The organism is Pseudomonas cucumis (assembly GCF_030687935.1).
In the GTDB taxonomy this organism is placed as follows: domain Bacteria; phylum Pseudomonadota; class Gammaproteobacteria; order Pseudomonadales; family Pseudomonadaceae; genus Aquipseudomonas; species Aquipseudomonas cucumis.
Map to the genome: position 1 here is coordinate 1,719,692 of NZ_CP117454.1, position 12,421 is coordinate 1,732,112.

At 59.3% G+C, this 12,421-nt stretch carries 8 protein-coding genes; all 8 read left to right on the top strand.

Features of this window, described 5'->3' with window-relative positions:
* Nucleotides 1-287: 287 nt before the first annotated feature.
* Nucleotides 288-1,028 (top strand): flagellar basal body rod protein FlgF, encoded by a 741-nt coding sequence (locus PSH97_RS07775; RefSeq protein ID WP_305448728.1) that lies wholly within the window; start codon nucleotides 288-290, stop codon nucleotides 1,026-1,028.
* Between the two features lie 45 nt (nucleotides 1,029-1,073).
* Nucleotides 1,074-1,859: a flagellar basal-body rod protein FlgG gene (flgG, locus tag PSH97_RS07780; RefSeq protein WP_008011001.1), complete on the top strand. Its 786-nt coding sequence runs from the start codon at nucleotides 1,074-1,076 to the stop codon at nucleotides 1,857-1,859.
* A 52-nt stretch (nucleotides 1,860-1,911) separates the two neighbouring features.
* A complete protein-coding gene (gene flgH, locus PSH97_RS07785; protein ID WP_030130509.1) occupies nucleotides 1,912-2,607 on the top strand; it encodes a flagellar basal body L-ring protein FlgH in 696 nt (231 codons plus the stop codon).
* Between the two features lie 27 nt (nucleotides 2,608-2,634).
* The gene (locus tag PSH97_RS07790; RefSeq protein ID WP_305449761.1) at nucleotides 2,635-3,723 is read left to right on the top strand and encodes a flagellar basal body P-ring protein FlgI; all 1,089 of its coding nucleotides are present in this window, start codon (nucleotides 2,635-2,637) and stop codon (nucleotides 3,721-3,723) included.
* Between the two features lie 11 nt (nucleotides 3,724-3,734).
* Nucleotides 3,735-5,033 carry a flagellar assembly peptidoglycan hydrolase FlgJ gene (gene flgJ, locus PSH97_RS07795; RefSeq protein WP_305448729.1) on the top strand — a complete coding sequence of 433 codons (1,299 nt, stop codon included), beginning with the start codon at nucleotides 3,735-3,737 and terminating at the stop codon, nucleotides 5,031-5,033.
* 23 nt (nucleotides 5,034-5,056) lie between these two features.
* Nucleotides 5,057-7,108, top strand: coding sequence for a flagellar hook-associated protein FlgK (flgK, locus tag PSH97_RS07800; protein WP_305448730.1), 2,052 nt, complete (start codon nucleotides 5,057-5,059; stop codon nucleotides 7,106-7,108).
* A gap of 13 nt (nucleotides 7,109-7,121) precedes the next feature.
* A complete protein-coding gene (locus PSH97_RS07805) occupies nucleotides 7,122-8,687 on the top strand; it encodes a flagellar hook-associated protein 3 (RefSeq protein WP_305422684.1) in 1,566 nt (521 codons plus the stop codon).
* Between the two features lie 124 nt (nucleotides 8,688-8,811).
* Complete coding sequence (locus PSH97_RS07810) at nucleotides 8,812-12,402, top strand: glycosyltransferase (RefSeq protein WP_305448731.1); 3,591 nt, start codon at nucleotides 8,812-8,814, stop codon at nucleotides 12,400-12,402.
* The last annotated feature ends 19 nt before the right edge of the window (nucleotides 12,403-12,421 follow it).

Consider the following 12,421-nt stretch of genomic DNA (forward strand, 5'->3'; position numbering starts at 1 on the left):
AATGCAGCCCGGGACGCTCCGCGTCTCAAGAGCGGACGCAGAGCGTCCATTGAGGCATTCCCACGCAGAGCGTGGGAACGATCAGGTGCCGGAAACTGAGGATTGCCGCGAAGCGGCATAACACCGCCGGTTTTTCGTCTTCGACACATTCCCCCAATTCCCTCTGAACACCTCAAGTCCTTTGTTTGCCGGGCCCTGCGCCGCCAGAAAAAAGTTGGTCTGCAAATTGCTTATGGCTCAGCAGTACAGCGGTGGGCGGCAAACGTCCGGCATGCAGAGGAAAGAGTGTGGACAAGTACCTTTATGTGGCAATGACCGGCGCCAGCCAGAATGCACTGGCGCAGAAGGCTCATGCCAACAACCTGGCGAACATCTCTACCAACGGTTTTCAGAAAGACCTGGAACAGGCCCGTTCGATGCCGGTGTTTGGTGACAGCTTTCCGGCGCGTGCGTTTGCCATGACCGAGCGTCCGGCCACCGATTTCTCCCCGGGTGCGCTGGTGCAAACCGGTCGCGACCTCGACGTTGCGGTGCAGGGTAACGGCTGGATCGCCGTGCAGAACCCCGATGGCGGTGAAAGCTACGTGCGCACCGGCAGCCTGAACGTTGACGCCCTGGGCGTGCTGCGTGCTGGCAACGGTATGCCGGTGGTAGGCAACGGCGGGCCGATTGCCGTGCCGCCCGAGCAGCAAATCGAAGTCGGCGAAGACGGCACCATCAGCATCCGTGCGATGGGTGAAGGCCCTCGCGTGATGGCCGAAGTCGACCGTATCAAACTGGTCAACCCAGACTTCAGGAACATGACCAAAGGCCTGGACGGTTCGATCCACACCAAGGATGGCAAGCCGGCGCAGGCCGATGCCAATGTCAAACTGGTGTCCGGGTTCCTTGAGTCGAGCAACGTCAATGCCGTGGAAGAAATGACCTCGGTGCTGGCGCTGGCCAAGCAGTTCGAGCTGCACATCAAGATGATGAACACCGCCAAAGACGATGACCAGGCCATGGCTCGGGTCTTGCAGATCAGCTAATTATCAGAACGTCGCGCCGTAAAACAGGCGCACGAGGAGAATCGAATGCTTCCGGCTCTATGGGTTGCCAAAACAGGTCTGTCCGCCCAGGACACCAACCTCACCACCATTTCCAACAACCTGGCGAACGTATCGACCACGGGTTTCAAACGTGATCGCGCCGAGTTCCAGGACTTGCTGTATCAGATCAAACGCCAGCCAGGCGCCCAGTCGACCCAGGACAGCGAATTGCCGTCGGGCCTGCAAGTGGGTACGGGTGTGCGCATCGTCGGCACCCAGAAAAACTTCACCGCCGGTAGCCTGCAAACCACCGAGCAGCCGTTGGACATGGCCATCGACGGTCGCGGTTTCTTCCAGATTCTGCAGCCGGACGGCACCACGTCCTACACCCGTGACGGTACCTTCCACCTGGACTCCAACGGCCAGATCGTCAACGCCAGCGGCTTCGCCCTGGAGCCGGCGATTGTCATTCCGAATGACGCCCAGACTTTCACCGTCGGCCGTGACGGCACCGTGTCCATCACCGTTGCCGGTAACCCGGCCTCTCAGGTGATCGGCAACCTGCAAACCGCCGACTTCATCAACCCGGCCGGTCTGCAAGCGGTGGGTAACAACCTGTTCCTGGAAACCGCTGCCAGTGGCGCGCCGCAAGTCGGCACCCCGGGCCTCGCCGGTTTCGGCACCACGCTGCAGAACACCCTGGAAACGTCCAACGTCAGCACCGTTGAAGAGATGGTCAACATGATCACCACTCAGCGTGCCTACGAGATGAACTCCAAAGTGATCTCCACCGCCGACCAGATGCTCTCGTTCGTAACGCAGAATCTGTAATCAAGTCTATGAGGCGGCCATGAGGTCGCCTGCAACACCGTGAGGTAGGGTCATGAATCGCTTTGTATCTGTTCTGGCACTGAGTGGGGCCGTTGTGCTCGCGGGCTGCGTCGCCCCGCCGCCCAAGCCCAATGACCCTTACTACGCCCCGGTGTTGCCGCGCACGCCGCTGCCGGCTGCCGCCAATAACGGTTCGATCTACCAGGCCGGTTTCGAACAGAACCTGTACAGCGACCGCAAGGCGTTCCGGGTCGGTGACATCATCACCATCACCCTGAACGAGCGCACCCAGGCGAGCAAGAACGCCAACTCGCAGATCGACAAGAACAGCAAGACCGACATCGGCCTGAGCTCGTTTTTCGGAGGCGGCCTGAGCACCAGCGATCCAGTGGGCAGCGGTAGTCTGAGTCTGGACGTCGGTTATGAAGGTGACCGCGCCACCAAGGGCGACAGCAAGTCCGGCCAGAGCAACAGCCTGACCGGTTCGATCACCGTGACTGTGGCCGACGTGTTGCCCAACGGCATCATCGCCGTGCGTGGCGAGAAGTGGCTGACCCTCAACACCGGCGATGAGCTGGTGCGGATTGCCGGCCTGGTTCGCGCCGATGACATCGCCACCGACAACACCGTGTCGTCGACCCGCGTCGCCGATGCGCGCATCACCTATTCGGGCACCGGTGCGTTTGCCGATGCGAGTCAGCCAGGCTGGTTCGACCGTTTCTTCCTCAGCCCGCTGTTCCCTTTCTAGGTGGCTACGTTGAATCTGAAAAGCCTTATGGTGGGCGCCCTGCTGCTGTCCGTAGCCTTCGACGTTCAAGCCGAGCGGCTGAAGGACATCGCCAGTATTTCCGGTGTGCGTTCCAACCAATTGATCGGCTACGGCCTGGTGGTCGGGCTTAACGGTACCGGTGACCAGACGACCCAGACCCCGTTCACCCTGCAGACCTTCAACAACATGCTCTCGCAGTTCGGCATCAAGGTGCCGGCAGGTTCGGGCAACGTGCAGTTGAAGAACGTCGCAGCCGTATCGATCAGTGCTGATCTGCCGGCGTTTGCCAAGCCGGGTCAGCAGATAGATATCACCGTAGCGTCCATCGGTAACTCCAAGAGCCTGCGCGGCGGCACCTTGCTGCTGACGCCGCTCAAAGGTATTGACGGCAACGTCTACGCCGTCGCTCAGGGCAACCTGGTGGTTGGCGGTTTTGATGCCGAGGGTCGTGACGGTTCCAAGATTACCGTCAACGTTCCGTCGGCCGGTCGCATCCCTGGCGGTGCATCGGTCGAGCGTGCAGTGCCAAGCGGTTTCAATCAGGGCAACAGCCTGACCCTGAACCTCAACCGTTCGGACTTCACCACCGCCAAGCGCATCGTCGACAAGATCAACAACATGCTGGGCCCTGGCGTCGCTCAGGCCATCGACGGTGGTTCGATCCGTGTGACCGCGCCACTCGATCCGAGCCAGCGGGTCGACTATTTGTCGATCCTCGAAAACCTCGAAGTCGACCCGGGTCAGGCGGTGGCGAAAGTCATCATCAACTCGCGCACCGGCACCATTGTGATCGGCCAGAACGTCAAGGTTTCTCCGGCCGCCGTGACCCACGGCAGCCTGACCGTAACCATTACCGAAGACCCGATCGTCAGCCAGCCCGGCCCTCTGTCCAACGGGCAGACGGCGGTGGTGCCGCGCTCGCGGGTCAACGCTCAGCAAGAAGCCAAGCCGATGTTCAAGTTCGGCCCGGGTACCACCCTCGACGAAATCGTCCGTGCGGTGAACCAGGTTGGCGCGGCACCGGGTGACTTGATGGCGATCCTCGAAGCGCTGAAGCAGGCCGGCGCGTTGCAAGCCGACTTGATCGTGATCTGAGGACGGCGACCATGGATATGCGCAAAAGCGGTCTGGTCAGCAGCAGCGATTCGGGTTCCTACTCGGACCTGAACCGCCTGAACCAACTCAAGGTCGGCGACAAGAACAGCGATGCGAACATGCGCAAAGTGGCGCAGGAATTCGAGTCGCTGTTCCTTGGTGAAATGCTCAAGTCAATGCGCTCGGCCACCGAAGCGCTGGGTCAGGACAATCCGCTCAACACACCGGCGGCCAAGCAATACCAGGAAATGTACGACCAGCAGTTGGCCGTTTCCCTGTCCCGCGAAGGCGGCGGTATTGGCCTGGCGGACGTGCTGATGCGCCAGATGTCGAAGAATAAACCGATGGCGCCGGGTGAGGCCGCGGCAGCGTCTGCCGCCAAGCAAGCTGCCGCGAAAGCTGCGGTGGAAACGCCGATTGCCGCCGGTACGGTCGCCACCAATGGGCCGCTGTCGCGTCTCAATGGTGAGCGCCCGCTGTGGGCTTCGCGCTCGGTGAAAACGCCGGCAAGCGCGGGTGAGGGCGCTCATCGCAACGACATGGCGCTGATCAATCAGCGGCGTCTGGCACTGCCACCGAAACTGGCTGATCGTTTGCTCGCCGGGCTGGTGCCGTCGGCATCGACCGCTGCAACAACTGCCACAGTGGCGCAGAACAACATCCAGGTGCCGCAGAGCGCCAGGACCGGTTCCGGCTCCCTGTACAACGGCGATTGGCTGGCTTCGCAAACGGATACAGCCTCCAGCGGGCGCCTGCAGATTCATGGTCGTGCCATGGCTCAAATCCCCCTGGCGCCGCCGAAGAAAGCCTTCAGTTCTGCCGACGAATTCGTCAACACCATGCTGCCGATGGCCAAAGAGGCCGCCGACCGAATCGGTGTCGATCCGCGTTACCTGGTGGCTCAGGCTGCCTTGGAAACCGGTTGGGGCAAATCGGTCATGCGCGCCCAGGATGGCAGCAGCAGTCACAACCTGTTCGGCATCAAGGCCAGCAGTAACTGGAAGGGCGATTCGGCGCGGGCGATCACCAGCGAATTCAGAAATGGCGAGATGGTCAAGGAGACGGCCGAGTTCCGTTCCTACGGTTCTTACAAGGACAGCTTCCATGACCTTGTGACGCTGCTGCAAAGCAATAATCGCTATCAAGATGTGCTGAAGTCGGCCGATAACCCAGAACAGTTTGTACGCGAGTTGCAAAAAGCCGGGTATGCAACCGACCCGGATTACGCAAGCAAGATTTCGCAGATAGCCAAGCAGATGACGAGTTACCAAAACTACGCTGCGGCGGGCGCTTCCACCACGCCTTTATAGGCACAAGGTATAAGGTTTGAACCATGAGTTTGCTCAATATCGGGATGTCGGGTTTATCCGCTAGCCAAACCTCGTTGATGGTTACCGGCAATAATATCGCCAACGTCGATACGGCCGGCTACTCGCGTCAGCAAACCGTGCAGAGTACCAAGGCCTCGAATCAGTTCGGCAATGTGTTCATCGGCAGCGGTACGACCCTCGCCGATGTGCGTCGGGTGTACAACAGCTACCTTGATGCGCAGTTGCAGACCGCGACTTCGCTCAATAGTGATTCGGCCACTTATCTGGCGCAGGTTACCCCGGTAGACAAGTTGCTGTCGGACAGCAGTACCGGCATCAGCAGCGCACTGACCAAGTTCTTCGGCTCCATGCAGAACGTCTCTTCGGCACCGACCGATGATGCGGCACGGCAACTGCTGCTCAGCGATGCGCAGGCCCTGAGCAAACGCTTCAATTCGATCTCCAGTCAGCTCACCCAGCAGAATGCCAACATCAATGGCAACCTGGCGGACATGGCTTCGCAAGTCAACAAACTGGCAAGCACCGTTGCCCAACTGAACCAGAAGATTTTCGAGGTTTCCAGCAACGGTGGAAAACCTAATGACTTGCTGGATCAGCGCAACGAGACGGTCCGCCAATTGTCCGAGCTGGTCGGTGCGCAAATCATTGAGAACGGTTCCAGCTACGACATTTATCTGGGCAGCGGCCAGCCGCTGGTCATGGGCAATACCGCCAACACCCTGGAAGTGGTCCCCGGCAAGACTGATCCGACCCGCTCGACGATTCAGATGAACCGTGGCTCCAGCACCATCGATATCACCTCAGTGATCACGGGTGGCGAAATAGGTGGCCTGCTGCGTTATCGCAGCGAAGTGCTCGACCCGGCAATGAATGAATTGGGTCGTGTAGCCCTGGTGGTCGCCGATCAGATCAACACTCAGCTTGCCCAAGGCATCGACAAGAACGGTGAGTTCGGTGCAGCCCTGTTCGGCAATATCAACAGTGCGGCGCTGATCAGCCAGCGCAGTATTGCCAGCGCCGGCAACAACGCGGCGTCGGGCAATCTGAACGTGACCATCAAGGACACGGGCAAGCTGACTATCAACGATTATCAGGTCACGTTCACCAGCGCCACGGACTACAGCGTGCGCCGCTCGGACGGCACCGATATGGGCTCATTCAACATCAGCACCACCCCGGCGCCGGTGATCGATGGCTTTGAGTTGTCCCTGGGCGGGGCAGGCATGAGCGCTGGCGACAGCTTCAAGGTTACACCGACCCGTGGTGGCGCCAGCGATATCCAGACAGTGCTCACCGATCCGAAGCGTCTTGCCGTAGCGGCGCCTCTGACGGCCGTCAATGGCTCTGGCAACACCGGAACCGGCAGCATTCTCAAGCAGCCGGACCTCAAGTCATCGCTCAATATCTACGACGCTGCCGACAGCGCAATCATTCAGGAAGGGATTAAAAACTCGACACCGGTCAAGATTGTTTTCGGTCCAGGTGGCGGTGCTTCCCAGACCTATTCGGTCAAGGATGCCACGGGTGTCGAAATCGATACCGGCAGCATCGTCCCCGGTCAAAGCAACACCCTGAGCGTGGATGTGAAAATGGTCGATGCCAGTGGCAACGCGATCATGGACAGCAGCGTCCCGCCGGTGCAGCGCACCTTCACGTTTGAAATGTCCATGGACGGTTCGCCGAAGGAACTGGACAGCTTCAGCGTGTCCCTGACCGGCGCCAGCTCCAAGGACAACCGTAATGGCCTCGCTGTCATCGATTTGCAGACTCGCAAGACTGTAGAAACCGGTGGTACGAGCAATGGCATCAGCCTGTCGGATGCGTACGGCAAGCTGGTGGAAAACGTCGGCGCCAAGGCAGCCCAGGGCACGAACGATTCCGCTGCGACAACCGCCATCCTGACCCAGGCCAAGGGCGCGCGTGATTCGTTGTCCGGTGTCGATCTGGATGAGGAAACCGGCAACCTGGTCAAATATCAGCAGTACTACACGGCCTCTTCGCAGATCATCAAGGCTGCGCAGGAAATCTTCAGCACTCTGATCAACAGCCTTTAAGGAGTCATAGAACATGCGTATTTCCACTCCCCAGTTCTATGAGCGCAGCGCCGCGAACTACCAGAAGAATTTCAACAACGTCGTCAATACCAGCCAGGAAGCCAGCGACAATCTTCGCGTGCGCACGGCCGCCGATGATCCGGTTGGTGCCTCGCGGTTGCTGCAATTGGGCCAGCAGAGCTCGATGCTCAGTCAGTTTGCGACCAACGTCACGACGATCAAGAACACCCTGGGGCAGTCCGAGTCGGTCCTCAACAGCATCAACAATGTGCTGCAGCGTGCCAACGAACTGGCCTTGGGCGCGGGTAATGCCAGCTACACCGACTCTGAGCGCAAGGCCAACGCCGCCGAACTGGGGCAACTCGAATCGCAGCTGCTGAGCCTGATGAACAGCCGTGACGAAAACGGCCAGTATCTGTTTGGCGGCTCCAACAGCGGCACCGCGCCGTATTCGCGCAATGCCGATGGCACTTACAGCTATCACGGCGACCAGACTACCCTGGATCTTCAGGTTGGCGATGCGTTGACCATGGCGAGTAACGACACCGGCTTCAGCATCTTCGAACAGGCAATCAACACCAGTCGTACCCTGACCACACTGACAGCACCTGCCGTGGATGACGGACGGGTCGCTCTGTCCAACGGTCAGGTCTCGGGCAGCGTGACTTACAACGACAAGTTCCGCAGTGGCGAGCCTTACGCGATCGAGTTCCTGAGCAGTACTCAATTCAAGGTCACTGATGCCGGCGGCAACGACGTAACGGCTGAAGCCACCAACAACGGCGTGTTCGATCCCAATACGGCGGGCGGTACCCAGGTGTCTTTTCGCGGTGTCGATCTGCGCCTGAACATCAATCTGCAATCGGGTGATGTCCCGGACACTGCAGTGGCCGGGCATATCTTCAACCTCGGTGCAAAGCCTGACACGTTCAACGCCACGCGCAGTGCCGGCAACCCGTCGACCGCTATCGTGACCGGTGCCACTGTCAGCAACGCTGCCGACTACAGTGCAGCATTCCCCAATGGCGGGGCGATTCTCAAGTTCACCAGCGCCACGGACTATGAGCTGTACGCATCACCGTTGACCGCTAATAGCAAACCGGTGTCTACCGGGACCATGGCGGGTTCGACAGCGACCGCCGCGGGTGTGGATTTCACAATCAGCGGTACGCCGGCGGCGGGTGACCAGTTCGTGGTTCAGGCCAACACCCACCAGACCCAGAACATCCTCGACACCATCAGCAAATTGCGCACCGCTCTCGAGGCGCCGATCGATGGTTCCGCTGCGGCCGAGCAGAGCTTTCGTGCATCGCTGGATTCGGCGATCGCCAACATCGCCAGCGGTGGCAATCAGGTCACCAGTTCGTTGACGTCGATCGGTGCTCGCGGTCAGGCGCTGGATATCCAGAGCGCTACCAACGAAAGCCTGTCGATGGCCAACAAAACCACTACGTCGTCGATCCAGGACTCCGATCCGGCCGAAGTTCTCACCCGCCTGACGCTGCAACAAACCATGTTGCAGGCCTCTCAGCTGGCCTTCAGCAAGATCAGCCAGTTGGGTCTGTTCAACAAAATCTGAGTTTGACCGCTAATCACACGGCGGCCGAGATGACCCCTCGGCCGTCGAGTGCAAGCATTTTCTTCCAACCGGGTCAGCGTGCCCGGCCCCAGGGCTGGAGCACTCTGCGGTCGAGAGTTTTCCTGTGAGTTCAGCTCCCCTTGTCAGCGTCGCCATCCCCGCCTTCAACCCGCGTTTTTTCCGTGCGGCGTTGCAAAGTGTCCTGAGTCAGAGCTACGAATCCCTCGAAATCATCATTTGTGACGACAGTCAGAGTGACGAGATCGCGAGTATCGTCGAATCGTTTTCGGCCCAGACCCGATTTCCCCTGCGCTATCTGAAAAATCCGCAGCCTTTGGGCTTTCAAGGCAATTTGTTACGCTGCCTGGAGGAAAGCCAAGGGGAGTACATCAAATTCCTCTGCGATGATGATCGGCTATTCACCGGCTGCATCGCGACCCAGGCCGGGCTGCTGAGCAACCACGAAGATGTCAGCCTGGCAGGCGCCCAGCGTTATCTGTGTGATGCCGACGATCACATCCTGCCGCAACGTCTGGAAAATACCGCGATGGCCGGTGGCAATGCGTTATTCAAGGGCCAGGATCTGCTGGATTTCCTTGAGGTCCGTCCGCTGAACTTCATCGGTGGCTTGAGCAACGTGCTGATGCGTACTTCGGATGTCAGGGAGTTATTGCCAGCTTTGTTGCAGCCGGAGGCAGGATTTGCCGGTTTGCTGGATATGGTCCTGTTTGTTTGCCTGTTGCGTCGGGGCAACCTTGCGGTGGCCAGCCAGGTGCAGAGTGTCGAGCGGTTGCACCCTGACAGCTTCAAATGTCAGCCAGGTGTACAGCAGCAAATGGTCGTCGAGGCGCAATGGCTGGCACAGATGCTCAAAGGACGTGGCGATAAAGGGGCGGCGTTTTCCGGCTGGATCCGTTACTGCGCCGCCTTGCCGGGGGGCGATGCGAAAAAACGGGTATGGGAGGAGTTTTCCCTCGGACATTTACTCGTCGCCCGCCAGGCTCTGCAGGAGTCCAGAGTCGGCAGCGACAGCCGCAGCTTCGGGCAGCTGTATGCCCAGTGGCTGGGGTGTCGGCGCGAGCCGGTGATTCTCGGGCAACTGCTGGCTCAGACTCAAGCGTGGCCACGTCGCCCGACGATTGTTCCGATTGTCATCGACTGTGCCGGCGATAGGGCTGCGCTGGATCTGACGCTGGAAAGCATCAACAGTCAGTGCTACGGCGCTCAGGCAGTGGTGGTGCTGAGTAGCGCCGGTGTTCAGGCAAATTTGAATGACCGGGTGTTGAATCTGACGCTGGAAGCGGATTGGGCACAGCAACTCAATGGTTTACTGCCGCAACTGGAGGGGGCTGATTGGTTCTACTTGTTGCGTGCCGGCGACCGCTTGAGCGAGGCGGCGCTGCTGCTGATGGCCGAGCGCGTTGTCGAGCGCCAACATATGCTGTGCTGCTATTCGGACGAAGGTGCGCTGGTGGACGGCGTATCCCGGGAACCGGTATTCAAGCCCGACTTCAACCTCGACCTGATGCGCAGCTATCCCTACACCGGACGGACGTTGGCGTTTGAGCGCAAAGGCTTTCTGGCACGAGGCGGTTTCAGCGCCGACTTCCAGGAATTGGCACCCCAGGACTTGCTCTGGCGCATGGTCGAAAGCGCTGGACCACACACCATTGAGCACATTGCCGAAGTGCTGGTGGAGTCGTCCTTCAACTATGCCGCATGGTTGTCTTCGCCGGCGGTGGCCGCTGAAAATCCGCGACTTCTTGAAACTCATTTGCAGCGACTCGGTGTGGCGTTCGAGTGGCGCCCGGGCAGTGAGGCGCTGATCAATCAGATTGATTACCGTCATGCCCAGCGACCGCAGGTGTCCATCATCATTTCAACCAAGGATCAACTGGCGGCGCTTGAGCGATGCCTGGCGAGTCTGTTGGAAAAAACTGCTTATCCGAATTACGAAGTATTGATCGTCGACAACGCCAGTGTGACCAATGAGGCGTGCGCCTGGCTGGACGGCATGGCGCAACTGGACAGTGACAAGCTTCGGGTTCTGCGTTATCCCCATGCCAGCAACTTTGCGGCGATCCACAATTTCGCCGCGTCTCAGGCCCGTGGTGCTTACTTATTAATGCTCACGCCCCATAGCGTTATCACTGATGCTGACTGGCTGGACACATTGATGAGTCAGGCCCAGCGTCCCGAAGTCGGGATTGTCGGTGCAAAAATGGTCTGCCCCCAGGGCACAATCCAGCATGCCGGGCTGGTGCTTGGGTTGCGCGGGCCGGTGGGGGCGCCCTTCATCGGCGAATCGATGCAGTCCGGTGGATACATGCAACGCCTGCAGGTCGTGCAGAACTACAGCGCGGTCAGCGATGATTGCCTGTTGGTGCGCAAGCAGGTATTTGACGAGTTGGGCGGCCTTGACGAGCGTTCGTTCAGCCTCGCTTTCAACGATGTAGATCTGGGATTGCGTGCCTCCAAGGCTGGATACCTGGTGGTGTGGACACCTCATTCCCGCCTGACGTTGGTGGAACCCTCTGTGTCGCTGCAGCAAGGCAACGAGACGATGCGTCAGGAGCAACTCGGCCGCGAGCAGCAATCGATCTACAGCAAGTGGTTGCCTGAGATGGCGCGGGACCCGGCTTACAACCCTAACCTGAGCCTCAGCGGTTCGAGTTTCTGCCTGGAGCCGGGCATGCGTCTGGGTTGGAGTCCATTCGGCAGTCGGAGCTTGCCGCGTGTGCTGGCCTTGCCGGTGAACCAGTCGGCAGTGGGGCACTACCGGGTGGTGCAGCCGTTTCTCGAGCTTGAGGCGGCGGGCATGGTCACCGGTATTCAGGCCTTTGAAATGCCGTCAATCATCGACCTGGAACGTCAGTCGCCAGATTCGGTAATCATGCAAGGGCGCTACAGCGATGCGCTGGTCAACGAAATCGAGCGAGTCAAAAACTACTCAAGGGCTTTTCGGATTTTCGAGCTTGATGACTACATCATCGATGTGCCGGAAAAAAACGGCCACTTGAAACATAGGCCCAAGGATTTCGAAAAAGCCATGCGCCGGGGTATTGGCTTGTGTGATCGAGTGGTGGTGTCGACCCAGGCATTGGCTGATGCGTTGAACGGCATGCATCACGATATTCGCGTGGTGCCAAACACCTTGGCCACGCACTTGTGGAGCAACCGCGTTTCCCTGCGGCGCACCAGCGCCAAGCCGCGCGTCGGCTGGGGTGGTGGCACCAGTCATGCCGGAGATCTGGAAATCATTGCGGACGTTGTCCGCGAATTGGCGGATGTTGTCGACTGGGTATTCTTTGGTATGTGCCCGGAAGCATTGCGCCCATACGTACGCGAGTTTCACCCCTCGGTCGGGTTGCTGGATTACCCGGCCAAACTCGCCAGCCTGAATCTGGATCTGGCCTTGGCGCCGCTGGAGTATCACATCTTCAACGACTGCAAGAGCAACTTGCGACTGCTGGAATATGGCGCCTGCGGTTACCCGGTGATTTGCACCGACACTGAAGCCTATCGCGGCTATCTGCCGTGTACTAAGGTGGTCAGCAACAACACTGAGGAATGGCTGCAAGCGATTCGCATGCACCTGGCCGACCCCGAGGCCAGCTATCGCATGGGCGACGAATTACGCGAAGCAGTGCTGCGCGATTACATGCTGCGGGGGGATAACTTGCAGCTGTGGTTCGAGGGATGGATATCCGGCTGAGCAAACAATCACGTTGAAA